The organism is Rickettsia endosymbiont of Thecocarcelia acutangulata, assembly GCF_964263195.1.
In the GTDB taxonomy this organism is placed as follows: domain Bacteria; phylum Pseudomonadota; class Alphaproteobacteria; order Rickettsiales; family Rickettsiaceae; genus Rickettsia; species Rickettsia felis.
This window is the reverse complement of record NZ_OZ181652.1, coordinates 171,172-198,109: the sequence shown is the minus strand read 5'-3', so window position 1 is coordinate 198,109 and position 26,938 is coordinate 171,172. Positions and strand designations below refer to the sequence as shown.

Sequence of the window (26,938 nt, the reverse complement as noted above, 5' to 3'; positions counted from 1 at the left end):
CCACGTGGATCGGCTTTATCTGTCATTGCGAGGAAATTGCGTAGCAATTGACGAAGCAATCTCAGGAGTATTATTTCATGAGATTGTAACAATGCTTCGCTCCTCGCAATGACGATTTGGTGTCCACACAATGACATCTTGCAAAGTTATCCAAAAATCTTCATTAACTCTTCCCACTCTCTTTTAGTCATACCACTAGTTTCATGGGTAACTTTTTCGCCGTTTATCATTCTTTTAATTACATCCAAGCCTTTACGTGAAATATTTGCTCCCTGCAAACGATATTCCTCAAAAGCTTCGTAAGTAAAAGGAACCCAAGCTTTGACTATCTCAAGCATCTTTTCGGCATAAACTCTAATTTCATATTGTGCGTGAGGGGCGGCACGCAATCTTAAGAAATGAAGCAAATTATGTAAATTAATTTTCCAATACCATTCCGTATAATAATTTAAAGTTAAATTTATACGGGCAAGCTCTCTTGCTATCCCCGTAGTATTCTTATCTATAATATTACCCTCTTCATCGGCATTCATCAGCTCCTTATAATGCCCGTAACACTGCTTAGCATCTTCCTCTAAGATTGCAAGAACCTTTTCAGCCACTTCTTTTGGCAAACTATCACTTTCTCTACATTGTTTATTTACGGCAGATTGGGAAGCAATATTTGCCGGTTCTGGTAAATAAAATTCGTTGCCTAAAATAGAATATCTTGCCGAATATTCGTTAACACTAGCTGTTCTATGCCTAATCCATTGTCTTGCAATAAATATCGGTAGCTTAATGTGAAATTTGATGTCACACATCTCAAAAGGAGTGTTATGATAATGACGAAGCAAGTAGTTTATCAGCCCTTTATCTTGGTTTAGCTGCTTCGTACCCTTACCGTAAGAAACACGAGCCGCTTGTACTATAGCACTATCATCCCCCATATAGTCGATAACTCTAATAAAGCCGTGATCTAACACTTTTATAGGCTCGTATAAGATTTCTTCAAGTGCCGGAACTGTTACTCTTTTTGTGGTGTTGTGCATTCTATCCTCTGTATTCTTTAATTATCATAATAATGATTCCACATTTTTAATACTTTTATTCTTTTATTTTTTTCATCAACTTCATAAAATAATCTATGTTGTATATTAATTCTTCATGAATACATCCCTGAATGTACTCCTAAAAGCTTTTTATATGGAGGTGGAGTTTGAAAAGGATTTTGAGCTATTAACTCTAAAAACTGTAAGCAAATCTCTTTATGATTTGATTTTATAATTTTCTTAAAATCTTTTTTCGCATCATGCGTATAATATAATGTATACACTATAACTAATCTAATTTTGTACTACACTCAGAGTAAGGGGTATTTTTGCCTTTAAGTAAAGACTCACTTAATTTTTTATTTGACGATACTAGTAAAGTTTCTTGTATATCTTCCCAATCTTCTTCAGAAATTAATATAGCATTATTCCTTTTTCCTTTTATTAAAGTTGGTTGATGATATAGCGTAACTTCATCAATTAGCTTATTTATATATTTAGATTCTTCATTTGTAACTAAATGGTTCATATATTTTACCTTTTTATTTCACGACAAATAATTATATAAATTCTTACCGTTTCTTTTTAGCCATAATTTTGCCGGTTGGTATTCAGGATATATATCCTCAACTAACTCCCAAAAATTTTCGCTATGATTCATTTCTTTTAAATGTGCCATTTCATGAGCTACTAAATATTTCAATACTTCAAAGGGAGCAAAAACTACTCGCCAATTAAAAGCAAGATTCCCTTTGCTACAACAGCTTCCCCAGCGAGTAACATTTTCCATTATTCTAATATTGGAATAAGTCAAATTATGTTTTTTAGATATATTCTCTACTATTATTTTTATTTCTGCTAATAATGTCTTTTTAAGAAATACTTCTATACTAAGTTTTTTTAGTACCGTACTGCAATATACTTACTAACGTAGAATCATTTAGTTTTATCTGATTTTTAGACGAATCAATATGTATTATTTCATAAGATTTTCCCAAAATAGAAATCTTATCTTCATCCTTTGGTATCACAGTTACATTACGACGTAATTTTTGCCTAACCCAATATTCTTTACTTAACAGAAAATTATGACCTTTCTCTAGCTTTGCCTTAAGAGGCAATACAAGCTCTGCACCTTTAGGCGTAATTCGTATGGCTATATTTTTAGCTTTACCACTCCTCCTTACTATAACATTTTGAGGTTCACCGTATTTAGTAAGAGTAATAAAATCTTCCATTTAAAATTCTATATATTTACTCGGATCAACCGCTATTTTGTTTTTACGCATCGCAAAATATAACTTATGTTCTACATGTCCGATAACACTATTTTTAGTAATTTTATCACCTTTTTTAAGTAACAAATCGTCTAAACTCGCATATGCTACTTCTAAATCGTCTTTATCTAACTTAACTATTACTAAATTACCGAATTGTTTATTAAAACCTGAATATATTACCGTTCCTGCCTCTATCGATTTAACTTCGCTATATTCTTTAGCGGCAATATCTATCCCCTTACTTTTACCGGCTTTAAACTCGGTAATAATTACCCCGTTTAACGGTTTTACAAAGCTTGACTGCTCTATCTCTTCTTCATCTTCATTCCGAGATATAGGAATCTCATTATCATCATTATCATCATTATCATCTTCTATAATTTTTGCCTTTGGTTCTTCAAGTCTACCGCTAACTTTTTCTGATACGGAATCGTCTTCCATAGTTCTTTGAACTATCAACCCCTCATCGTGTTCTAATTCGGTAGAATTATTATTTGCAGTAACATCTCCTACTTTATACTCAATTGGAGCAGGCAGCTGTTCAACACAAGCAACTAAACAAAAACATATAACAATACTAAGTGCAACAGGATATTTCATATATTTAACAAAACTATTATTTACATTAGAAAACAAATCTTACATAGTATATAATTTTTATCATTATTTTCCATCAAAAAATTAACTATGAAAACTTATAATATTGTCATAGCTAGTGATCACTCAGGTTATGAGCTTAAGTCTGAAATTATCAATTATTTAGAGCAGAAATCTTTAAAGGTTTATGACTGCGGAACGAATAATACACAAACCGTAGATTATCCTGATTATGCTAAGAAAGTAGTAGATATTATTATTGAAAAATCGGCTCCTATCGGTATTTTAATTAGTGATACAGGAATTGGTATGTCTATAGCCGCTAATCGTAGCTCGGAAATAAGAGCTGCTTTGTGTAATGATATATTAACTGCCGAAAATGCTAAAGCTCATAATGATGCTAATATCTTGATACTCGGAGCAAAAACCGTAGATCACAAAATAGTATTTAATATTATAGATAAGTTTTTAACCACTAAATTTGAAGGCGGTAGACATAATGTTAGATTGTTAAAAATAAAATAGACTTCTTGCATAACTTGCTTCTAAGGGTAATTTGTGCGTCGAGCCTAGACTCGAATCCTCACGTATGTCTATATACGTTGCGGTTCGCAGTGAAGTGTCTCCTACAAATTCCTCCTTATTAGAGGTCGTTTGCAAGAAGTCTAATAAAAATATATTGACTTTACTCACATTATCTGACATTATTTCACATAGTACTCATGTAAAAATAGTGAAATGAATCTACAAGATTTTCGTATACATAAAAGACTAAATCTTAATCCTTCAGTAATTGAAGAAATTTATACAAAAATTTCTGAAATTGAAGGAGTAAAAAATAGTTGGTATATTACGGGACAAATCTTACCTCAAACACTAGATCGTCTTACACGTTCAGTAATTATCACTTCAACCGGCTCCTCCAATCGTATTGAAGGTAATAAACTTACTGATGAACAAGTAGAAAATCTATATAAAAATCTAAGTGTTAAAAAATTTAAGACTCGTGATGAGCAAGAAATAGTCGGATATTTAAAGTGTCTTGAATTTATCTTTAATAATTATGAAGAAATTAGTATTACGGAATCATTTATATTAAAGTTACATAGTGATATGTTGGTTCATAGTGAAAAAGACGCAAGACATAAAGGAAATTATAAATTTGGATCAAATCGTGTAGAAGCAAAAGATCATAATGGCAATGTAGTCGGTACGATATTTGATCCAACTCCACCTTATCTAGTAAAAAAAGAAATGCAGGAGTTAATAGATTGGTACAATTGGACGGTTGATAGTAAAACTAAGCACCCTTTAATCATTATTGCTAATTTTATTTTTGAGTATTTAGCAATTCACCCATTTCAGGACGGAAATGGTAGAACAAGCAGATTACTAACTAATTTATTGCTTTTAAAACATGGTTATTTGTTTGTTCAGATTATTTCTCATGAACACATTATTGAAGCAAATAAAATTGATTATTATATGGCACTTAATAAAACTCAAGCTACATGGAAGACAAAATCAGAAGATATTACCGCTTGGTTGATTTTTTTTCTAAATGTGGTTAAATCACAAAGTACTAGAGCATTACAAATAATTAAAAATGACAATATAGAGTATTTATTATCTGCAAAACAATTAATGATGTGGAATTGGATTAATACAAAAGAAATTAACGAATTTAGTCGTAAAGATGCTGTAAATGCACTTGGTTTTCCTGAGAGAACAGTTGAATCTATAATAAAAAAATTATCTAATTTAAAACGTTTAGAGCGTCTTGGACAAGGAAAAGCTACACGTTATAAGCTTATTAAGAGCAAATAGTGTGTAATAGCCTAAACATTGTTAATTCGCTTGCGGCTTTATCAAAAGTAACGGTATAATTACAACCGTTAAATATATTTAGCTTACCTATTAATATATCGGAAAAATCTGTTTTATAATTTTCATATTCTAAAACAGATAACCACAAGACTTGTTGATTCTCAAAACTAAATTCAACTGTACTAAATATTTCCTTTAATACCGAAATTATTTGCCCTTTTGAATATTTATAACCTCTTTCTAGCACCCAAACTAATTCACATATAACTATATTATTTATAAATATTGAATTTTCTTTACCGGAATATTTTTCTATTAATTCTATAGCCTTAATGCTTTGTACCTTATCGTCTCCGGTTAAGTAACAAATGAGAATATTTGTATCAATTCCTATCATAAGAACCTTTAATAATTTCATTCATTTCATCTATAGTTAGAGTATTTTTAGGTTTTGGTAAAATATGTTTCAAGTTTTTAACTGATTTATTTATAGGTATTACCATAAAAGAATTATCTTGCACTATTAGCTCTAACTTACTTCCTGTAGATAAATTTAATTTCTCTCTAATATAACTTGGAATTGTCATTTGCCCTCTATTAGTGAGAGATACAAGTTGTGCTTTCATAATGATCTAATTTAAATATTTTCAGTATAAATTAATAATAGCAGAAATAATTTAATAATGCAGCATTATAATTAATTCTTCCTAAAAAATATATATTTAACTTAATGAGACATTCCTATATATTTTGATAAACCAATATATGGCTTTGCTTAATATGAATCTTCAAGAGTTTAAACAAAAATATAATTATGATGTTGCAACGAAAATGATGCAGCAATATCTAGACATTAAATTTGCTCATTTAGATTGTTTACTACTATTTAGAATGGGTGATTTTTACGAGATGTTCTATGAGGATGCAATCTTAGCCAGCAATGTACTCGGTATTGCCTTAACAAAAAGAGGCAAAAACGGTGAAGAAGCAATTGCGATGTGCGGAGTACCTTATCATGCTCTTGAGAATTATTTAACTAAGTTAATTGAAGAAAATTATAAGGTTGCTATTTGTGACCAGCTTGAAACCCCTGAAGAGGCAAAAAATAGAGGCGGCTATAAAGCGGTAGTTACTAGAGACGTTACACGTATTATAACTCCAGGAACTATAATTGAAGAAAATTTAATTGCTTCAGCCGAACCTAATTATTTAGCAAGTCTCGCAATAACGAAAAATAAAGAAACGTCTAGCCTTTGTTATGTTGATCTTTCTACTTCCGAAATTTTTGTAGTTAATGTACCGGAAGCGGAAATTCTTAATGAGCTGGCTCGTTTAAAGCCTCGTGAAATTTTACTTAGCGAAAATCTAAGATCTTCGAGTCTTGCGGATAGTATTTTCAAACAATTAAATTTTCGTATTACCTATCAGGTTGATAGTTTTTTTGCGATTAATAAATGTGAAAAAATCATTTTAGACTTTTATAAAATGAAAGATATTAAAGGAATCGGTGAGATATCTAGCAGTCAAATTTGTGCTATAGGTAGCATTTTAGAATATTTATCATTAACGCAAAAACAAAATATTCCTCATTTACCAATCCCTAGAATTATCAATTTTCATAGCTATATGACTATTGATTTCGCAACTAGACGCAACCTTGAAATTGTAATAAACTCACAAGGGACCCTGAAAGGAAGTTTACTAAACACTCTCAATCATACGGTTACTAAACAAGGCGGACGTTTACTATATAATTTTCTTTCAAGTCCTTTAACCAACATTGCTAAAATAAATCATCGTTTAAATATTACCGAGTTCTTTTATTCCAACTTAGAAATAGTAAAAAGAATTAGAGAACTTCTAAAAAAAACTAGTGATATAGAACGCTGCCTAACACGTATTACAATGAACAGAAGTTCAGGTCGTGATTTACTTAGTATTAAATATACCTTGGAAGCTGCAACGATTATTAAAGGAGTATTTTTTGACGCTTACGGTTTTAATTTACCTGATTTTATCGAAAAAATTATTAAACCTCTATCAGGTGATGCAGAATTATATAATTTAATAGACGAGAGCATAAGAGAAGATGCACCGAATAATTTAAATGACGGAGGTATAATAAAATATGAATACCATCCGAAAGTAGCCCAATTACATGATTTAATTAATAACGGGAAATTACATATTGAAAAGCTAAAAGATCAATATCGTAAAGAAACGGGCATAGACAGTTTAAAAATATCTCATAATAATGTTATAGGGCTTTTTATCGATATTACCGCTAAAAATGTTAATAAAATCCTTGATCCCAAATTTATTCACCGTCAAACAACGGTTAATAATGTCCGTTACACTACTACTGAACTACAAAAGCTTGAAAGCGAGTTAGTCAACGCTAAAACCTTAGTAATAAGCTTGGAAAAAGAATTATATGCGGATATTTGTAACCAAGTAATCGAAAAAGCTTCCTATTTACGAATGCTTGCAAGCTCCTTAAGCGGACTTGACGTATTTTGTAATTTTGCTTACATCGCTGATGAATATGATTATGTTAAGCCTGAATTTACCGATGATTTAAGCTTTGATATCGTTAAAGGACGGCATCCTGTAGTAGAGAAAGCACTAAAGCGAGAAAGCAAAAGCTTTGTATATAATGATTGTCATTTATCGGAGTTTGAGCGTATTTGGTTAATTACCGGTCCTAATATGGCAGGTAAAAGTACTTTTTTACGTCAAAACGCCATTATTGCAATCATTGCTCAAATAGGTTCGTTTGTGCCTGCTAAAAGTGCCAAAATAGGAGTAGTCGACAAGATATTTAGCCGAATAGGTGCCGCTGATGACTTAATTAAGGGGCAATCAACCTTTATGGCAGAGATGCTTGAAACCTCGGCGATTCTTGCTCAATCTACAAAAAACTCACTAATAATACTTGATGAGGTAGGTAGAGGCACATCCACTTATGACGGTGTATCTATAGCGTGGTCGGTGCTTGAATATATCCATGACAAGCTAAAATGTCGTTGTTTGTTTGCAACGCACTATCATGAACTTACCGCTATGAGTAATTTTCTGCCGGCTTTACAAAATTATACTATTACGATTGAAGAGTTAGGTAAAGATATTCTGTTTTTGCACAATATTATATCAGGTGCTGCCGATAGATCTTACGGTATTCATGTTGCAGCTTTAGCAGGACTCCCTGCCAGCGTTATAAATAGAGCTGAGCAGATTCTACTTAAATTTGAGAAAACTTCTACCGGTAAAGGAAAAAATATCTTATCGACGGAATCAAATAATTTGAGTTTGTTTAATCTTGAGCCTAATAAAACTACTATAAGCAGCAAATTAGATGAACAATTTAGAACTATCGACCCTGATAAACTATCCCCTAAAGAAGCACTTGAATTGATTTATGAGTTAAAGAAGTTAGTTTGATGTGGGTTGTGGCTTCTTCGTCATTGCGAGCTGGTATTGTTATGTATATCAATTTTACCTCTGTCATCCCGTGGTCAAGCCACGGGATCCAGTTAAAAATACTAAAATTATTAGTATTTTTTATTGTTTTTGTGGACCTAGTTAGCAAGCCACGGAGTGACACAGTACAAAAATTGTATATTTGATAAAATAAACATATAAAAAATAAGTTTTTTATATGTTTTACTAGATTCCTGCTTTCGCAGGAATGACATTAGGAATCTCCCTTTCCAACCAATATTTACTACAGGCGAAAAAATTGGGGTTAGCAAAATTTTCTTTACCGTAAGTAATTTCTTGTCCGTTGCAATCTAAAATATTACCGCCGCCGGCTTTAATTAAAGCGTGACCTGCCGCTATGTCCCATTCCATAGTTTGACCGAATTTTGGATATATATCAGCTGCTCCTTCAGCAATTAAGCATAGTTTAATTGAACTACCTATTGCATTTATTTGACCAAATGAATATTTATTTAAAAATTCTTTAGTAGCTTTATTTGTATTATAAAAACCTATTACCGCATTAAGCTCTTCATGTTTAGGTTCATGATTAACAAATATTTCTTTAGAATTCTGTTCGATTTTTAACCGCCCCTGTACATCGGTATAATATAGCTTTGCTGTTTCAGGGTGATATATCAAGCCGATAGTTGGAAGACCGTTTTTAATAAGCCCTATATTTACCGTATATGTATTTTTACCGTTTACATAGCTCCGTGTCCCGTCAATAGGATCGATTAACCAAAAAGTATCACTGCTTAATATAGGTAGCGGCTGCTCTTCACATACTATAGCTATTTTGGGGGTTAAGACTTGTAGAGCTTGATAAATTACTTTACTAATTTCCTTATCAGCATTAGTAACTACTGATCCATCTGATTTAGTATCAGTCAATATTCTTGCCTTTTTTATATCTAGTGCAACCCTACCGGTATTAATAATTAAATCTTTTAAAGCATTAATTAAATCGTTATTCATAATTATTTATTTAACATCTTGCTAGCGGTATCATCTTCTAACCACTGACCGGTATTTAAAAACGTAGATTGCTGCAACTCAGCGATTTGATGATCAGGTGATCCCGGTAACATTTGCCACCCCAAATATTCAATTCCATAATATCCTATATCAACCATGCTTAAATAAGAGTCCATATTTTCTAAATCTTTTTTATTATTTGCAAAAATTACTATTTTTGTAGGTTGTTTTGGTATAATTTTTAAGAATTCTATAAGAGTTTTTACTCTATTTATATTACCGGTAAATATTATACCTAAATAAAAAATAGGGGCTCCAGCATCACTTGGATTAAATCTAAATACATCTTTATCATTAACTTTATTAGTAAAATTAATATTGAGTCCGTAAAGTAATGTATATAACCATCCTTCATAATTTTCAATTAAATTACATGGAGCAGTTATTTCTTGAAGACCTAAAACTGTTGCACCTTGCTGTTTCATCTTATTAATTAAATCTACCCATTTAGATTCAACAAGCATCATTTGACGCTGCACTATCAATTTTGCAATAGTTTTATTAACTGATGCGTTATCCGCTGCAAGACTATATAAATATTTAGTAAAATTTATATAAGAATTATCCCGGTATCGAAATAATTTGGATTTCGGTGTTATAATAGTATTATCTATATTTATAAGTACCAGCGTATCTGCATCTATCTTCGGTAATAAATTTTTCATTGTTACCGAATCTACAGAGTAAGTAGGAATAATTTGACCATAACTTACACACGAAATAACTAAGCAAAGTAAGCTCAATAAAACTTTATTGATTTTTATCATAAGGATTTTTATCTTTTATCTTGTTAGTTTTTAGAGGCGGATTATTTCTTTTTAATTTATTTATTTGAGGTATTAAATCACCAATGGTTTTAGTATAATATGCAGCATCTTTATTTTCCGGAGCATTTTTATTATTATAATGATAACCAATAAATAATATATTAGAACTATAACTATTAAGCTGAAATTCCATTGAGCTTAGCAATTCTACGCTACTACTAATCATTATAAAGCATTTCGGTATAAAATTCATTTGAACAAGGAAATTAAGCATCATTTCCGCTTCCGATATATTATTACTCGTCAATATACCCTTATAAAATACCGGATAAGTATTAGCAAAACTGTCTAAATTATTAAAAATAATATAATTATTGTTTGGAAAACTATTTGAAAAATCAATATTGAAATTTTTCTTTAAATAATCGGCAAACCATATTTCAAATTTAGGAATATTATTAAAATTACCGGTAAAGCCAGCATTTACTGCTATTATAGGAATTTTACTATTACTCATTTCATTTACAAAATTTGGAAAATCAGCTTCTTGTAATTCTTTCTTATAACTATCATTAGTTAAAATCAATTGATTTATATAAATAGCTTTTGGATTTTTATTAATATTAAGCAAAAGAGGAGTTAGGGTACGATAAATATCTTTATCAATTTGTTCAACGATAGGCACTAAAGACTTAAACAAAAATTCATCTAACACCGTTACTACTAATAAATCCTGAGGTAGATAATTTTTATTATAATTTTCTTTAAAATCTTGCTTTATTTTATCTAAGTTATCTACTTCTATAATTTCTGCTTTAACTAGGGAAGTAATAAATAATAATAAGATGAATAAAGATTTTTTGAATATCATCATAATTTTTAAAATTTTATTATTGTATAGGATAGACGAAGTTTAATTTGGAAAAGAGCAAGGAGTCTATAAGGCAAGGAACATAGCGTATATTTAATACGTGAGCACCGCAGAACTTATAAGACAACGTAGCCAATTTTTCAAATTAAACGAGTATATATTAGTGTTACCACATCATAGTGCTAATATCAATCCATATTAAACTATAATATGGTAAATATGTTTGGAAGTTTTTTTAGCTCGCTTGGCGGCGGCGTAGGAAATACATTTGGGGGAGGTATATTTTCAAGCGTAGGAAGATTTGCCGGTAAAATGCTTGGTGAGTATTTAGATCAATTAAATCACGAACCGATAGAATATGACAATATTAAAAATATTAAAGAAAGCTTTAAATATAATACAGCAAATTACGGCGAACCTATACAGCTAATTTTCGGTACTGCAAGAGTTAGCGGAAAAATAATTTGGGCAGACAACATAAAAGAAGTAGCAAATAGTACTCGTCATAAAGAATATTTTCCTTATTTTCATAACTTAAAGTCTGTTACTAATTTCACTGAATATAGCTATTTCTTTTCTTTTGCAGTTAGTATTTGTGAAGGAGAAATTACCGAGATTAATAGAGTATGGGCAGGCGATGAGGTAATAAATTTAGGTAAGTATAATTTTAGATTATATAAAGGATCAGAAACGCAATTACCCGATCCTTTAATTGAAAACTATCTAGGTAGCGGTAAAACTCCTGCTTTTAGATCGCTTAGTTACATAGTATTTGAAGAATTACCTTTAGAAGATTTCGGCAAATATTATTCCAAATTTCTCATTTGAGGTAACTAGAAAACCCAATATTTATCTGCCTAATAATTATGCAAAAGTTGAAAATTTAATCAGGAGCATTAATATGATTCCGGGATCAGGCGAATTTGTTTACGATACGGAAATACAATATAAAACTTTGGGCAGTTCTTACGGTGGCATTATAAGCCATGAAGCTATTAACTCCCATAATCATTATAATATTTCAGATAGCGTATTTAGCCTTAATCAGCTACAAAACACCTGTCCTAACATTAAATGGATAGCACCTGTAGTTTCTTGGTTCGGCGATAGCTTAGATATAAGTCATTGTAGCATAAAACCGGCTATAGAGTTTAATGATCCTCTAACCTCATATTCATGCACTTGGCAAGTTGGTCGTTATAATAGAGCAAATGCTAAAATTATCTCTAAAGATGAGCATGGCAATCCTCATTACGGCGGCACAGTTAATGACGCTAGTTTAGTGCGTTACTTAGCCGAGCTTAAAAGACGTAATTTAAAAATTATGTTTTATCCAATGTTTTTCATGGATTTATCAGGTAAACCGTGGCGTGGACATGTTACAGGTTCTGCAAATGCAGTAAGTAATTTTTTTCATAAAGCGGACGGTTATAATAACTTCATTCTTCACTATGCAAGACTTGTTAAAGATTACGTTGATGCCTTTATAATCGGCTCGGAGCTAATCGGCATAACTTCTATAAAAGATGCGGCAAATAATTTTTCGGCAGTGAATGAACTTATAAACCTTGCTCGTTTAGTAAAAGAAATAGTGGGAAGTAATGTACAAGTTACTTATGCTGCCGATTGGTCGGAATATCATCACACGTACGGCGGGTGGTATAATTTAGATCCGTTATTTGCCTCCCCTTATATCGATTTTGTAGGCATAGATGCTTATTTCCCTTTAACTAATTCTTTAAGCTCTCAGATAACGAAAGAAGAAATTATGAAAGGTTGCCACAGCGGTGAAGGATATGATTATTATTTAGACGGTAACGGTAATAAACAACCTCTATCTGCCGCTTATGCTTGGAAAAACGTAGAGTATTGGTGGGAAAATCATCATTATAACCCTGATGGAAATCGAACAGCTTGGCAGCCGAAAATGAAAAAAATATGGTTTACCGAATTTGGCTTTCCGTCGATAGATAAAGCTCCAAATCAGCCAAACGTGTTCTTTGATCCTAAATGCACTGACGGCGGTAGCCCTAAATATTCCTCATCAGGCACGGATTTCTCAGTGCAACGTACGGCTATTAAAGGATTTGTAGAATATTGGCAAACGCAAGAATATCTAGAAGAAATGTTTTTATGGACTTGGGATGCACGTCCCTACCCTGCATGGCCGCACAGTAATATTTGGAGCGATAATCATTTATGGGAAAAAGGACATTGGGTTAACGGCAAATTCGGATCTTGTAACCTTGCCGAGATAATCCTTGAGCTATCCGCTAGAAGCGGTGTTTACCTACAGAAAATCGATATTTCTACTATTGACGAAGTGGTAGACGGTTTTTTTTGAATAAAGTTTTATCTACCATAGATGTTATTAATTCTCTAAGAATATTTTACTTTTTTGACGTGATAGCAAGCGAATGTGAAAATATTAAATTTCTGAAGCGAGGAGCAGATAATTTAGAGCATCTAAGCAGTGAGAGCTTAATAAAAATTTCAGATAATAGTTATTTAAAGCAAACAGAAATACCTGAAGAAAATATTATTAGCAAGCTTAGTATTAATTTCATCGATAGGTTTAATAATTATACTAATTCCTATTGTTATATAAGTAATGAAACAGGTTCAAATAGTCCTACCCTTAACGTCAAAATCCCTATTATCTTATCGCTACCTGAAATAGAACGAATAGGAGTATTAATTTTAAAAAATGCTTCTATTGAAAGTAAGGTAATTAAATTTTTAATACCGGCAATCTTTCATGGGTTTAAGCCAGGGGATTTCTTAATATTTAATTATAACAAGCTTAAATACCAAATTAGAATAGTAAATATACAACTACTTTCTCTAACTTCTTATGTTACAGGCGTTATAGATAATCTATCTTCTTATTATTTACCTACTGCAAATATTTTATCTGGTTTTGAGAAAACCGTAAATGAACAAGCTAAATGTATTATACTTGATTTACCTTTAAATGTAGCAGAGGGAAATGATCAGCCTTATCTAGCTGTTTATTTACAGAGTAATGTTAATGAAGCCTTATACGTGTCTACAGACGGCAGAGATTATACCAAAATAGCGAATTTAACTAACCGAACTTTTATAGGTAGCGTTGTTAGTTTTGCTTCAGATTCTCTTACTATTAACTGTAAAAATTTTGAAACACTAGTTAATGATGATTGGAATTTGGCGGCTTTTGGTCAGGAAATTATAAAATTCAAAAGATGGGAAAAATGAGATATTGATACTTACAAAATTAGTGAAATGATAAGAGGTGAATTTGCAACGCAAAACTTAGTTCGCTCTCATCTTCAACATGAAAATTTTATTTTACTTAAAAAGAATTTTAATATCATTCCCGTAGCTAAAAAATTAAAAGGCAAAAAAGTATATTTCAAAGTCGGCAACCTATCACCTATAGAAATTGCTTTCCAAAACAAAGCGGGATTATAGATAGAAAATTTTAATTTAATTTTTTAATCTCTCCTTTTGTTAAACCGGTATATTTTAGAATTTTTTCTATAGGTTCTTTATCAGTTAGCATTTTTTTAGCTAAGGTAATTTTTTCTGCCTTTACTATATATTCAACAACTTCCATATCTTTAGCTTTTTGGATTTGTATACCTTTTTCAATGCCTTTTTCTATACCTTCTTGAAACCAGTGATGTGCAATACTTCCCATAATTTCCTCTTCTACTTTAGGATTTAAAAATGTTTTAAGTATATTTTCTAACTCTATTTTATCAGTTTGTTCTATTTTAGTCAAAGAGTAACTCAAAGCACTTTTTATATAATCAATACCGGTATTAGAACTAGCAACTATTGTCAAACAATTAGATATTTCTTGCCATTTATCAAATAAATTAGGTTCATGAATATATTTCATTAGAATCTGTAAAACAGCTAGCCAAGGATTTTCTTTTAATTTCTCATCAGCTATATTTTGTAAATCTATAAGTTGATAATCATTGCTCCAAGTAGCTTTTACTAATTCACTATTTTCAAATAAATCCCATAAATTTAAAGGAGCAGTATATTTTTGATTATCATTAAAAAATACCAACGGATATATAAACGGAAATTTCTTGGAGCTAGGATACAAATTTGAATGTCGCTCAGCTATATTTAACATATATTTAAACAAGCGAAAAGCCATAAAGTGATCGGAGCTACTTTGATGTTCCAGTAGTAGATATAAATAACTTTCGCTGTTATTAATTTTAACAGAAAATAAAACATCCGTGATAGATTCTTTAAGGTTTGGCTCTATAAAACTATCATTTTCCAGTGTTAAGGTAGTAGGGGAAAATAAAGCTTTTATATGCGGAGGTAAATGCATATTAAAAAATTCTCTAACAACAAAAGGATTTGCTAAAGCTTTTTGAAAAAACTTATCATGCTTTATTTTTTCTGACATATATTATTTAAAGTAGTATATTTGCACAATAGCAGAAAAAATTTAACAATCCAAGATTGAAATTTATATTTTTAAAATAACTTAGTGTTATAAAAAAATCGCTTGATATGTATATACAAAGTAATTATACTGTATTAAGACATTTATATCGGTAATAAACAAAAAATCTTATTAATTTTCGCTAAAAATTCTTTTTAATTATCCATTAAAATTATTTTGTTAACAGTGCCATAAATAAGTTCCTTGTCCATAGTTCGCATTAAATAAACTTACAGATTCACCTTAAGCCTTAAAGAGCCTTGATTAGCTATATATTTCTTCGCAAGGGATAAATTATATCTAATACCAAACTCCATCATATTATATTGAACAGAAAGACTCCCGCCTAAATTATAATTTAGTTTTGTAGGTTTAAATTTAACTGTTGTAAGCGGCTCATCTATTCTATCAAGCCGTGCATCGGTATTCGGTAATTTCCCTTTAAAATCGTAACTTACGAAGCCGTGTAATTCCGGTTTTATTCTTACGTCTCTTACAAAGAAATTAGTTACGCCTTTTAATCCAGCTATGCCTTCAAATCTATCATATGATTTTTTTCTAACGGATAAATTTTGGAAAGTAGTACCTGTTTCTTTGTAACTATTATTTTTAAACGTAGCATAACGAGTTCCAATCATCGGGGTTATAGCAGTAAAGTTAGATATTAAATAATTATAACCGCCAAGTAATTCACCACTATAAGAAGTGTTATTAAATTTACCGATTGCAGTTTGATCACCTGTATAAACCTTACGTTTTTCATAATTCTTAACTCTACTTCTACCGTATGAGCCTATAGCCTCAACAAAGAAATTACTTATCTCACAATTATAAAGTCCATAGATAGAATATATATCGCTTATAGCTTTAGTCTTATCACCGACTTTATAATTTTGATGGCGTAATTTACTATCAGCTCTGGTATAAGCAGCTCCAACTATTACACTATCACTTAGAGCATAATCAAAACCTATTATTCCCCCTTGAGATTTAGACTTATATCCGCTTGCCCCATCATTACGGGATTTTTGTGTAGCCTTACCGTAAAAAGTAACGCCCCAGATACCCGTACCGATATTATCCTCATCACCGGCAGCTACTGCCGCTTGATTATTAAGACTTTCACTAGCATTTGGTTTATTTAAACCGTTTAGCTTAAATGCACTTTCATCTTTATTATTTACTTCACCTAGTCTAGCATTAATCCCCGAAGAAACAACGCTGTCCATATTTACCGAAATATCTGTTAATATGTCCTGTATTTCTTCTATATTAAACTCTCCAAGTCCCTCACTCACTTCTCGTATATCCGTTCTTCCGCCTAACCGATTTAAAGTTTCTGAAACATTTTTCAGTAACTTTATTTTGAGCAACAGGAGTAAAATTTCCACCTGCTTATTTTAGTATTACTTCATGTTTGGTATCAGGAGTAATTTTAGTAATATCAGAGCGTGATTTGACTTTAATTACTAAACTATCTAAAGCCGACATATCAACATTAGCCCCGTTACCGACTAATATATGCCCTCCCGATTTCGCAGTCACATCAAAATACGTAATAATCTCAAGAGTACCGTTATATGTAACATTTCCGGTATGCTTTAATTCGTAAGTAGCTAAATCTAAAGCACTATCCGTAAATTGTGAATCAGCATCTATTCCTAAATTATCCAATAATACTATATTTGCTTTATTTGCTACTAAATTAGCTGCTTTAATATTTTTCTCAAGAATAGTAAATTTCTCAGGACCAAACTCTAAACGCTCTACATTTTTGATTTCTTCTTTTAACCAAACATTTTCATCAAATTTTATAGCACCGCCGCCGTCAATTTCAGCATTTACTAAAACCGCATCTTTAAAATGTATAGAAGCAGCAGCATCTGCAAAATTCAGCTTATCTACTTTAATATCAGTTAAATAAGTAAATAACTGAAGCGAACGAGGAAGGAGATCTCTATCTACTAAAACATCCTGTATAATTATATTTTTAGCATTTCTATTATTACCTCGTTCAAAATCTATATTCTTACCTGCATCAATGTTAATCTCTTTAGAATATACATCACCTTTAATAGTACTATTCTTACTAACTTGTACACTTGCTAAACTATTATTTTTACTTCCTAAATTATAAGTAGTACCACCCTCTATATTAAGTTTTACGTTACCTTGCCCGTTATTCTCAGTAGTTACATCCGAATAAAAATTCTTAGTATTTACCGTAACTAAACCGTTTCCTGTTAATTCTATTGCTTTTAATCTGTGATCTTCAGCCCCAATAGCACCGTTACCGGTATCAAAATCCGTTATTGCTAAAGTGTGAAGATTATTTCCTGCTGTAGTAATATTAGTAACTCCACCTGCCGCTTGTAGCGTTAATATCCTTCTTGTCCTGCATTTGAGAAGTTAATAGCTTGGGCTTTTAATTCACCTGTAATAGTAACGTCTTTACCGGCTACTTCTACTATACCTAAACTATTATTATTCCCGATGGTACCGGTTATATTAATAGGGGCTTTGTTGTTTAATTTTAAAGTACCGTCATTCTCATTTTCACCTGCAATATCGGTAGCGATGATATTATCATTAACCTCTATTTCTACACCGTTTGACATTATAATATTGCTACTTTTAACGATACTGCCAAAAATTACCGCACCTGCTTTTACGATAATATCACCGACTGCCGCATTTGAACCAACGGCATTACGAACACTACCGCCATCGGTAAAGATTAAATTTACAGCCTGCCCGCCGGTCTTATTAATATAAGTTGTCGTTAATCTAGAATTAGGACCAAAAGTTAAATTATTATTACCGTTACCTTGAATCTCACCGATAGAGTAATCACCGCCGGCAGTTAATGCTACATTACCGTTACCTGCTTTTAACATTTTTATATTAGTAATTAGCTTAGTAACTTCCCCCGCCCCTTCAAAGTTCAATATACCACTCGTATCACCAGTACTTGTAACTCTACTATCAATTTTTACATTATCAGCAATATTAATTACACCTGCTTTACCTTGGAAATCTATGATATCACTTTCTATATTCCCCGTTGCGGTATATATGGTATCCTTCAAATCTAATATTTGCATTTACTTTATTAAGCGTAATAGCGTGAATATCTAATACTATATTCTTAACATTTATTCCTGCTTGTAAATTTATAGTACCGTTACCGGTGCTGACAAAATCTAATTCTTTTAATCTATGTCCTTCCGTACCAAGTGTATTATCATCATTACCATTATTAGCTATTATTAAATTTTTATCTCCTGTAGTTAACTTTATTATACCGAACTTATCATGCCCCGAATCCAAAGGTCCGGTTAAATTTATAGTATGATCATTAGCATTTGAGCTATTTTTAAGGTCTAATGCCGAATCTTCATGTATAAAAACTTCATACCGCCGGTATTTAACTCGAAATCACCGTTTACGGCGTCTAAAGCATAAGTAGCTGCATATGAAGTTTTATCTATTAGCTGACCTATATTTATTTCAGCAACCTTAGCGGACGTTAAACTTTGATCGGTAAAATATGCTCCTTTTTGAATATTTAACTTATTAATATTATGGATGTCCAAATTATTGGTAATAGTAACGTCCCCCTTAATATTTAATTCAGCTAACTCATTACCTGCCGTACCGAGCATTGCTCCGTTCTTACCGCGTACAACTAAATTATGACCATTACCGTCTAAAATAACGATACCTCCACCACCAGCAATGCCTTTTAAACTATTAGCAAATGTAACAGTTTGATCTACAGGAACAGTTAATATTAATTGTGAATTTGCATTACTAAAATTAATACTGCTATTTGGACTAGTTAGTAGAGCTAAGTTAGCATTATTTACTGCAATTAAAAAACTCTGTCCTGCATTAGCATTTGCTATAGTAAAAGTTTGAGCATAAGCCGCACCTTCTATAGTATCTACACCTTTAAATATTACTTTCTCTAAAGCTGCTCCATTTTCCCCTATATTATCCGTTACACTACCGTTCCGGCTAAAAATTAATATGCCTTTCTCATTAGTCTTCGTTGTTACGCTACCGTGAATTGTTGCATTATCTTCTAGCGTTAAAGCTGAATCATCAGCCATAAGCTTCACCGCTCCAGCATATATATTACCGCCAAGACTGCTCGCTCCAGCTCCAACCTCTACTCTCTCAAGGCTAAGACCATTTGCTCCTATTCCGCCAGTCACACTACTTCCGACTCCAAGCGATAATACTCCTCTTGTATTGTTTTTTGTGGTTACTGATCCGATAACTACAACACCGTCTGCTAATGTTAATTGTGAATTTTGATCAGTTAAAGCAACAGGAGCAAATACATTAGATGAGAACGTAATAGGATTTGCTCCGATATTTACTAATTTTAAACTTTTCCCATTAGTACCAATCGTACCGATTACATTCCCTGCTCCTATCGTCAATGTGCCTGTATCATTTGTAGCCGTTGTTACGCTGCCGCTAATCCCTTTATTTGCCGTCGACTTGCCATCTGCCGCAAACAATACCCCACCGCCTACTCCTAAATCTAAGACCTGATTAAGAGTTACCTGTCCGGTATTATTCATGTTAAATTGCTTTGTAAATATCGTATTATCAATTACGATATTACCTGCTCCCTTAACTTCAAACTCTTTAAGGCGATGGGTATTATCCTGCCCTATCGTATAAGGTCCTCCATTATTTGCTATAGTAAGATTGTTCGTAGTTGCCTCTACTCTTATTATCCCATATTCATCTTCTGCATCTGATGGATTTAAGTTGGAATATAACGTAAACTGTTTATCCGTATTACCGGTATTTATTAAATTTAATTCCGAGCCTGCCCCTTCAAATATTATCTTTGCACCGTTATTTAATAAATCTACATTTCCACTTTTAGCATTAATCGTATATTTTATGTTATCAGCTATTTTTATCTCTCTTATATCTCCGGCACTTGGGTCACTAATTGTACAATCAGCATTCAGAACTATCATACCGTTATTAGGATTTACTATAGCATTAACTGCAGATGGTGCATTTATTACTAATGTACCTCCATCTGCATTCTCATTATTGAAAACTACTCTTCTTGCAACTAAACCGTTCTCAATATTTGCCTTACCTGAAGAATCAACACCTTGAACAAAAACTAAATCATTTACAAGTACATTTCCTCTTAACGTTACTTGTTTTGTATTATCACCGGAAATTTCTATAATATCAGGCTTATTTTCGTCATCCGTACCTATATCTCCCGTAACCTCTCCATCACCTATAAAATACAAGCTACCGGCAACGGAGTCGGTACTGGTCACTGCCCCATCAATCGTAGAACCATTGCCTAAATTAAATACTCCATCATTACCTTTAAAGTTGATATCTCCCGTTATCCCATTGTTTACTACCAGCGTACCATCCGCTCCAAATGCAATATTACCGCCTGCTCCTAAATCTAATCTTTGATTAAGAGTTACCTGTCCGGTACTATTCATGTTAAATCGCTTTGTAAACACCTGATTATCAACTACAACATTACCTGCTCCTTTAACTTCAAATTCTTTAAGAAGATGAGTATTATCTTTCCCTATCGTATATGGTCCTCCATTATTTGCTATGGTAAGATTATTTGTAGTTGCTTCTACTCTTACTATCCCATATTCATCTTCTGCATCTGATGGATTTAAGTTGGAATATAACGTAAATTGCTTATCCGTATTACCGGTATTTATTAAATCTAACTCTGAACTTGCTCCTTTAAACGCTATACTTGTTCCATTATTTAATAAATTCATGTTACTATTAACACTATCAATATTAAAAGTAGTGTTATCGGCGATATTCGTCTTTTGAATAGTAGTAACAGTTGAATCAGTAGCCGTAGTAACTCCGGCATTTACATTTAATGTTCCATTTGCTCCGTTAGTTATTGCCCCTCTAATTGTAGTATTAGTACCATCTATATTTAGGACAGAATTTGCACCTGTAAAATTAAACCTTACTCTCCCTGCACCTGTTCCATCTTGAATCGAATTGGGAGCAGATAAAGTAAGTGATTTATCTCCGGCAATATTAAAATTCATATTTTCGGCACCACTGGCTTTAGTAGGCTGAGTTATTATAACATCGTCATTTACATTTATTGTTTCTGAGGAGGCACTAGTGTTAAAGGTGCTATTTAGAGTTATTGGGGCATTAATATTCAAGTTAATACTATTTGTACTATCCCCGCCACCCATCTGGGTAAATGATACCTGTTGTAATGCACTATAATCATTTACTGGAGGAATATTGCCGACCCCTGCATTACCATTTAAAGTAATATTTATATTAGTAGCATTATTAAATCTTGTAATATTCAAACCCTTTACAACACCGGACATTGAACCAATTGTAAGATTTATAGCTAGATCCGTGCTACCGCTACCGACCGATATTGCAGTTACTTCTTGATCAGCTCGTATAGCACCTATATTGTAAGTACCGCTATTTGATACAGTCATATTACCGGAATTAATCACTTCAATAGTATTACCGTCAACAAATGGTGGATTAAAATTAGTATTCGGATTATTAAGATTAACATCCCCAACCATTTGACTAACAGCTACTGCATATATTTCATTTACCGGTATGGTCAATGACAGACCTAATATTGATGCGGTTGCTAGAAAACTTTTTAATATTCTAGATTTTTTCCTCATAACTCTTAACCTTATAGTTGATTTATTGACTAAAACTTTATATTAAAACCCTTTAATTTATTAATTTTTATATAAAGTAATGATATATTTATTGAATTGATGAGGTGTTTTTACAACATTAGGTTTTTAGTCTATTAACATATTAATCAGGAGGTTAAAATTAGATAAGATATTAGGTTCTGTGAACATTTCTAAAAAAGATTTTTTAAATTATAATTTTCTAAAAAATTATCTATTATCATTTTATCTTTTTCATCTATTTTTGAATTTTCCAAGCTTGTACGGCTATTAGATAATTTATTTAACTGTACTATTAAGTTAACTAGTTTATTTAAGGTTTCAGTAACGTTTTTAGTATCTATTATATTATTTTCATTTTTATGTAATGTAATACGTACTAATTCATCTTCGAGTAGAATAATGAGCCTCGCTATAAGGTCATACAAATTATTTAACGTATCGCTAATATCTTTAGTCATAATCTATCACCGTTTATAATCGGTGGAAGTCCAACAAAAGCTCTTTTTTCATTTAAAGTCATGAAATTAGCATTAGAGATTTTAGCCCATAAATTTTCACGCTTTTCGGTTAATGCAGATATAGAATCACGATCAAAATCAATAATAATATCTTCCTTAAAAAGATATGAAAACCAATTACTCATACTATCCGCAATTTTATCAAGTAAAGGGATTAGCGTTTCTTCCCATAAAGCAAGGCGAGCTTCCTGCATATTGCTATAGGTGTTATCGCCGTTAATACCTAGTAACTGCGGCGGCACTCCAAATGCTAAAGCTATTTATCTTGCCGCAGAGTTTTTAGATTCAATGAAATCCATATCCTTTGGGTTGATACTCATTTCTTGCCAGCCAAGCCCTCCCTCAAGCAGCAAAGGCTTACCGGCATTACTATTACCGCTAAATTTCTCTGATAATTGAGCTTGCAATCTTTCAAACTGTTCATCGCTAAGATAACCGTTACTATCTTTTACTATTAATGCACCGGAAGGTCTCGCCCCGTTTTGTAATAATGAATGATTCCAATAAGAAGATTGTTGATGTAAATCTATAGGAAGCGAAGCAGCTTCTAAACAAGATAACCCGTAATACTGATCTAGAGGATGATAGTTTTTTAGATGCAAGACTCTACTCATCTTAGCTATATGGTCAATCTTATAAATCCTATCACCTTTGCTACTTTTATATCTATAAGCAACTAAATTGTCATGTTCTATAACAAGCTCAGTAGCAAGAGCCGGTAGTAAATAAATTTCTTTAGGATATGAATCCAGAGTTGATAAAATATAACTATTACCGAATAATAATTTGCTTGCGATTAACTCAATAAAAAAATCCGCTCCGGCTTTTTCAGGATTCGGTCTTTTTAGTAAATAATTTACCGGATGGTCTGATATTACTTCTCCAGTTCTACTTTTAAGCACTTTCCACGGCACATGTCCCGCCGATTGAGCAATTAAATTAATACATCTATATACTATAACATTTTCACGATAAGCTTCTATGCTTACCTTAACTCTTTTTAAGTTCCCGTATGCAATGTCGTTTAGTTCAATAAAATTTTGTGATTTGGTAGTACTATTCTTCCAAAATTTTTTCCAATAATTTTTTATCATATATCCTAATATATTTGTTGTTTTCAGGATTATATAATGATTTGGGAGATAGACTAAGAGAGCTTAATAAAATGTTAATATTTGTTAGGTTTTATATATTGAAATAATTAAAATTAATTTTGATCTTTTCTTTACATATAGAAATAATCGTGATATAAGAAGCAGAAAAATTACCACGAAATATGGTATTTTAATATAGATAAGGAGTAAATAATGGATACAAAAAATATATCACTCGTAGCACAAGAAATTTTTTCAACTATCGATGGGAATTTAGAATCAATAATCAGTTTATTTCCTTTACAATATAAAAGGCAATATGATGCTATTAGCTATATAATCAATCATTGTATTTAAGCTATTATGAACTACTATACACTAGGAGAATATAGTAGTATAACTGAAGAGGATAATGAAGAAACTTCTCTAGTAAAAAAACTATTTGATGCTGCTCGTAACTTTTATGAAAAATCCTACCCAAGGCTTGCAAGAGTTAATGGAGATACCTTACCAAAAAGCTAGTGATTTATTAAAAGAAAATATTTTACAGCTGCTTACAAACAGACAAATTAGTTTTATAGATGTAAATTATATAGAAGCTAGTGAATTAGACAGAATGGATAATATTGTATTCGACTCTGATGAAGATAATAATAAGGATTATAATTTGTTAACATGTATGATTGCTTGCGGAGGTGTCTTAACATTACAAAAACTTATTAATGAAAATAAAATAGATAATTTCAAGAAAGAAGAATTAGATTTAGTAGTTGTACTTTTCAAAAAAGACACAGAAATTTTAAGTAAAAATCATGAGATAAAATTAAATAACGAAATAGGGAAATTTTTATTAAAAACTTCAAAACCAACCTATGAGTTAAAGGAACTTATACCTTTTATAAATATACGAGATCTAGGGAATGAAGTTTTTGTCCTAGCAGCCCTACAAAAAGAAATAGATATAATGAAGAAAGTGGACAAAGAAATTATAACCTCTGAATATATATCAGAAGCTCTCACTATTAGTATTTATACTAATAATATAGAAATAATAACCTATTTGCTTTCTTTAGAAAAAACAAACATCAATGCAAAAGTGAAGACGGCGATACTCCTTTACATCAAGCTACCGCTGCTAATAATCCTGAAATAATGGAATTATTACTTAAGCATGAAGTATTGATGTTAATGAAAAAGACTCAAACGGTAATACCCCTTTAGCATTTGCTATATCTATAGTTGACAGCAATCCTAAAATAGTTGAACTATTACTTAAGCATGAAAGTATTAATGTCAATGAAAAAGACGCAAACGGTAATACCCTTTTATATAATGCTATAAATTTAAATAAGCCTGAAATAGTTAAATTACTACTTACACATGAAAGTATTGATGTCAATGAAAAAGACGCAAACGGTAATACTACTTTATATCAAGCTGTCACTCATAATAGATTTGAAATAGTTAAGATACTAATTGAACATCCGAAGATCAATGTTAATGAAACAAATTTATATGGTAATACTCCTTTACATCAAGCCAATAATTATAATTATTTTCCAATAGTTGAATTATTACTTAGCCATAAGGATATCAACATTCATAAAAAAAATTCACACAATGATACTCCTTTAGACTTAGCTACTAATAAACCGGAAATAGTTAAATTATTAAATTACTATAAAGAATCTCATAAAGTTTCTACGATTTCTCAAGATCAAGAAGTACAAATTCTAGGTGAAGAATATAATTGTAATGCATTTGACGGAGCGTAATTAGTTCAGTTATATGTCATCCCGTGGCTTGACCACGGGATCCAAAAAACAATTAATCACTAAAATTATAACTAATATTTTTTCTAGCAGAACTTATATCTTTTAAACGTTCACAAACCTTTTCAAAAACTTGTTTAGGCAAGATATTTGAAGCATTAATTTGTAAAAATTTATCGTCTTTTAATTTAATCGAAAAAGAAGGTTCTTGGAATTCCGGTCCATCAATTTCTCTAGCAATTTTTATATAATAACCGATTATATGACTGTTATAATAATCACTTTTACTAATCATTTTCTTAGCTATTTTATTAATCTGCATGTCAGTTTTAGCAGTATAAGTAACCGTAAGAGCAATGCCGAGCATAAGACGCTGTCTATGACTAAAAGGAATGTCTGAAGATAGTATAAATTCCGAAACAAAATTTGCTCTGAGCGTTTTATCAATATTTTTATTATATTGTGCTAGCATTATAGCGAGTTCAATAATAATAAGAGTCGTGGCATCAAAATTAATTAAAAGATATTGTACTGCTTCAATATATTTTTCAATTTTACATATATTTCTATCAAATTTTACTAATCTCTTCACCCTCTCATAAATAATGTCTTTTTCTGTTTCATGAGACGGTAACGAATCAAATCTTACTCCTTCTTTTAAACCGTAATTTGAGATAATAATCTTTTCCGGTGAAAATACCTTAATCATCGCTTTTATTACTAGAACTGCATTATAATTTATGGCTTTCTGCTCGTAATAACTCAGCTTTAATTTATCGATTTGCGATAATTTCTCTAAATATAACTCAAACTCTACACGATTTATTTCAAAATTATGTAAATTTTTAAGGGGATAATTTATAGACTCCATATATATACGGCTCATTAGACGTAATGCACCGCCAATTAAATATAAATTAGGATGATGTGCAGCTCCAAATTCTTCCTCTAGCATTTTAGTAATCAGTCCAACATCACCAAAATTGCTACTAGCAATAATTTTTGTACCGAGCGGCAATGATTTTAATTTACCGACTTTTTTATTTCCAATCTGTGCAAGCTCAAGACTTCCACCGCCAAGATCGGCTACAATACCGAAAGCATCACTAATACCGGAAATTAATCCGGCAGCTGTTAAATAAGCTTCACGTTCACCTGAGATAATTTCAATATCAATATTGAATCTCTTTTTAATTATAGCTTTGAATTCATCTGCTTTAGGATGCCCCCTAAGTATAGCTGTTGCAACACATCTAATATTAGTAACGGACAGTTTGGTAAAAATATGTATAAGATATTGTAGAGATAAATATGTTTGATGTTTTACGTCTAAATTATCTAAATTAAGTAAATTTGTAAGATAATTTCTAAATTTATAATTAAAAATTTCCGGAGCTCCAAGCTCATCACTTTCATAAACTACAGCTCTTAAAGCATTTGAACCGATATCAATAATAGCTGAATGCATTTTTG

21 protein-coding genes and 6 pseudogenes are annotated in these 26,938 nt (G+C 31.5%); 10 read left to right on the top strand and 17 right to left on the bottom strand.

What is annotated here, in order from left to right; genetic code table 11:
• Window positions 1-8: 8 nt before the first annotated feature.
• From ACE38Q_RS01050 to ACE38Q_RS01030, 5 genes and pseudogenes are all read right to left on the bottom strand, one after another.
• Window positions 9-144, bottom strand: a pseudogene (locus tag ACE38Q_RS01050) (polysaccharide polymerase); the annotation flags it as partial.
• A gap of 2 nt (window positions 145-146) precedes the next feature.
• On the bottom strand, window positions 147-1,031 hold the full coding sequence (gene thyX, locus ACE38Q_RS01045) for an FAD-dependent thymidylate synthase (protein ID WP_500189746.1): 885 nt from the start codon (window positions 1,029-1,031) through the stop codon (window positions 147-149).
• Between the two features lie 289 nt (window positions 1,032-1,320).
• Window positions 1,321-1,560: a type II toxin-antitoxin system Phd/YefM family antitoxin gene (locus ACE38Q_RS01040; RefSeq protein WP_040257406.1), complete on the bottom strand. Its 240-nt coding sequence runs from the start codon at window positions 1,558-1,560 to the stop codon at window positions 1,321-1,323.
• Window positions 1,561-1,578: 18 nt separating this feature from the next.
• Window positions 1,579-2,269, bottom strand: a pseudogene (locus tag ACE38Q_RS01035) (M48 family metallopeptidase).
• A complete protein-coding gene (locus tag ACE38Q_RS01030) occupies window positions 2,270-2,947 on the bottom strand; it encodes a murein hydrolase activator EnvC family protein (protein WP_500189745.1) in 678 nt (225 codons plus the stop codon).
• 51 nt (window positions 2,948-2,998) lie between these two features.
• Between ACE38Q_RS01030 and rpiB the strand changes: the two genes are divergently transcribed.
• On the top strand, window positions 2,999-3,433 hold the full coding sequence (gene rpiB, locus ACE38Q_RS01025) for a ribose 5-phosphate isomerase B (RefSeq protein WP_500189744.1): 435 nt from the start codon (window positions 2,999-3,001) through the stop codon (window positions 3,431-3,433).
• Here the strand turns inward: rpiB and ACE38Q_RS01020 are convergent.
• Window positions 3,425-3,613: pseudogene (locus tag ACE38Q_RS01020) on the bottom strand (palindromic element RPE1 domain-containing protein); the annotation flags it as partial. The gene rpiB and the pseudogene ACE38Q_RS01020 sit on opposite strands and share 9 nt — an antisense overlap.
• 33 nt (window positions 3,614-3,646) lie before the next feature.
• On the opposite strand from ACE38Q_RS01020, the gene ACE38Q_RS01015 reads away from it, so the two are divergent.
• Window positions 3,647-4,735, top strand: coding sequence for a Fic family protein (locus tag ACE38Q_RS01015; protein WP_500189743.1), 1,089 nt, complete (start codon window positions 3,647-3,649; stop codon window positions 4,733-4,735).
• Here the strand turns inward: ACE38Q_RS01015 and ACE38Q_RS01010 are convergent.
• The gene (locus ACE38Q_RS01010) at window positions 4,722-5,132 is read right to left on the bottom strand and encodes a type II toxin-antitoxin system VapC family toxin (protein WP_500189742.1); all 411 of its coding nucleotides are present in this window, start codon (window positions 5,130-5,132) and stop codon (window positions 4,722-4,724) included. The genes ACE38Q_RS01015 and ACE38Q_RS01010 overlap by 14 nt on opposite strands.
• Entirely contained in the window at window positions 5,119-5,361 is a 243-nt protein-coding gene (locus tag ACE38Q_RS01005; RefSeq protein ID WP_045812545.1) for an AbrB/MazE/SpoVT family DNA-binding domain-containing protein, read from the bottom strand. Before ACE38Q_RS01005 ends, ACE38Q_RS01010 begins: the two co-directional genes overlap by 14 nt.
• Window positions 5,362-5,515: 154 nt before the next feature.
• Here ACE38Q_RS01005 and mutS point away from each other — a divergent pair, with 154 nt between their 5' ends.
• A complete protein-coding gene (gene mutS, locus ACE38Q_RS01000; protein WP_500189741.1) occupies window positions 5,516-8,176 on the top strand; it encodes a DNA mismatch repair protein MutS in 2,661 nt (886 codons plus the stop codon).
• 225 nt (window positions 8,177-8,401) lie between these two features.
• Here mutS and ACE38Q_RS00995 read toward each other — a convergent pair whose 3' ends face one another.
• From ACE38Q_RS00995 to ACE38Q_RS00985, 3 genes are read right to left on the bottom strand one after another with little or no spacing between them, the layout of a single operon-like run.
• Window positions 8,402-9,193: a 3'(2'),5'-bisphosphate nucleotidase CysQ family protein gene (locus tag ACE38Q_RS00995; RefSeq protein ID WP_500189740.1), complete on the bottom strand. Its 792-nt coding sequence runs from the start codon at window positions 9,191-9,193 to the stop codon at window positions 8,402-8,404.
• A 2-nt stretch (window positions 9,194-9,195) separates the two neighbouring features.
• A complete protein-coding gene (locus ACE38Q_RS00990) occupies window positions 9,196-10,020 on the bottom strand; it encodes a DUF2608 domain-containing protein (protein ID WP_500189739.1) in 825 nt (274 codons plus the stop codon).
• Window positions 10,004-10,888 carry a DUF2608 domain-containing protein gene (locus tag ACE38Q_RS00985; protein ID WP_500191182.1) on the bottom strand — a complete coding sequence of 295 codons (885 nt, stop codon included), beginning with the start codon at window positions 10,886-10,888 and terminating at the stop codon, window positions 10,004-10,006. The genes ACE38Q_RS00990 and ACE38Q_RS00985 overlap by 17 nt, the downstream gene beginning before the upstream one ends.
• Before the next feature lie 222 nt (window positions 10,889-11,110).
• Here ACE38Q_RS00985 and ACE38Q_RS00980 point away from each other — a divergent pair.
• From ACE38Q_RS00980 to ACE38Q_RS00965, 4 genes and pseudogenes are all read left to right on the top strand, one after another.
• Window positions 11,111-11,368 (top strand): annotated as a pseudogene (locus tag ACE38Q_RS00980) (host specificity protein); the annotation flags it as partial.
• A 424-nt stretch (window positions 11,369-11,792) separates the two neighbouring features.
• Window positions 11,793-13,235, top strand: a complete 1,443-nt coding sequence (locus ACE38Q_RS00975; RefSeq protein ID WP_500189738.1) for a baseplate megatron protein TIM-barrel domain-containing protein — start codon at window positions 11,793-11,795, stop codon at window positions 13,233-13,235.
• Window positions 13,232-14,128, top strand: a complete 897-nt coding sequence (locus ACE38Q_RS00970) for a phage tail protein (RefSeq protein WP_500189737.1) — start codon at window positions 13,232-13,234, stop codon at window positions 14,126-14,128. Before ACE38Q_RS00975 ends, ACE38Q_RS00970 begins: the two co-directional genes overlap by 4 nt.
• Before the next feature lie 27 nt (window positions 14,129-14,155).
• Entirely contained in the window at window positions 14,156-14,344 is a 189-nt protein-coding gene (locus ACE38Q_RS00965; RefSeq protein ID WP_500189736.1) for a hypothetical protein, read from the top strand.
• Window positions 14,345-14,354: 10 nt separating this feature from the next.
• Here ACE38Q_RS00965 and ACE38Q_RS00960 read toward each other — a convergent pair whose 3' ends face one another.
• The 4 genes and pseudogenes from ACE38Q_RS00960 to ACE38Q_RS00945 form a co-directional block, all read right to left on the bottom strand.
• Complete coding sequence (locus ACE38Q_RS00960) at window positions 14,355-15,308, bottom strand: Rpn family recombination-promoting nuclease/putative transposase (protein ID WP_500189735.1); 954 nt, start codon at window positions 15,306-15,308, stop codon at window positions 14,355-14,357.
• A gap of 269 nt (window positions 15,309-15,577) precedes the next feature.
• Window positions 15,578-20,803 (bottom strand): annotated as a pseudogene (locus ACE38Q_RS00955) (autotransporter domain-containing protein); the annotation flags it as partial.
• A gap of 1,448 nt (window positions 20,804-22,251) precedes the next feature.
• On the bottom strand, window positions 22,252-22,539 hold the full coding sequence (locus ACE38Q_RS00950; protein WP_500189734.1) for a hypothetical protein: 288 nt from the start codon (window positions 22,537-22,539) through the stop codon (window positions 22,252-22,254).
• Window positions 22,536-23,693 (bottom strand): annotated as a pseudogene (locus ACE38Q_RS00945) (phage portal protein). Before ACE38Q_RS00945 ends, ACE38Q_RS00950 begins: the two are co-directional and overlap by 4 nt.
• 213 nt (window positions 23,694-23,906) lie before the next feature.
• On the opposite strand from ACE38Q_RS00945, the gene ACE38Q_RS00940 reads away from it, so the two are divergent.
• Both ACE38Q_RS00940 and ACE38Q_RS00935 read left to right on the top strand, forming a co-directional pair.
• On the top strand, window positions 23,907-24,050 hold the full coding sequence (locus ACE38Q_RS00940; RefSeq protein WP_500189733.1) for a hypothetical protein: 144 nt from the start codon (window positions 23,907-23,909) through the stop codon (window positions 24,048-24,050).
• Between the two features lie 6 nt (window positions 24,051-24,056).
• Window positions 24,057-24,215, top strand: coding sequence for a hypothetical protein (locus ACE38Q_RS00935; protein WP_500189732.1), 159 nt, complete (start codon window positions 24,057-24,059; stop codon window positions 24,213-24,215).
• A gap of 643 nt (window positions 24,216-24,858) precedes the next feature.
• On the opposite strand, the gene ACE38Q_RS00930 is transcribed toward ACE38Q_RS00935, so the two are convergent.
• Window positions 24,859-25,092, bottom strand: a complete 234-nt coding sequence (locus ACE38Q_RS00930) for a hypothetical protein (RefSeq protein WP_500189731.1) — start codon at window positions 25,090-25,092, stop codon at window positions 24,859-24,861.
• On the opposite strand from ACE38Q_RS00930, the gene ACE38Q_RS00925 reads away from it, so the two are divergent.
• A complete protein-coding gene (locus ACE38Q_RS00925; RefSeq protein WP_500191179.1) occupies window positions 24,980-25,468 on the top strand; it encodes an ankyrin repeat domain-containing protein in 489 nt (162 codons plus the stop codon). The two genes, ACE38Q_RS00930 and ACE38Q_RS00925, sit on opposite strands and share 113 nt — an antisense overlap.
• Before the next feature lie 52 nt (window positions 25,469-25,520).
• On the opposite strand, the gene ACE38Q_RS00920 is transcribed toward ACE38Q_RS00925, so the two are convergent.
• A complete protein-coding gene (locus ACE38Q_RS00920; RefSeq protein ID WP_500189730.1) occupies window positions 25,521-26,933 on the bottom strand; it encodes a Ppx/GppA phosphatase family protein in 1,413 nt (470 codons plus the stop codon).
• Between the last annotated feature and the right edge of the window lie 5 nt (window positions 26,934-26,938).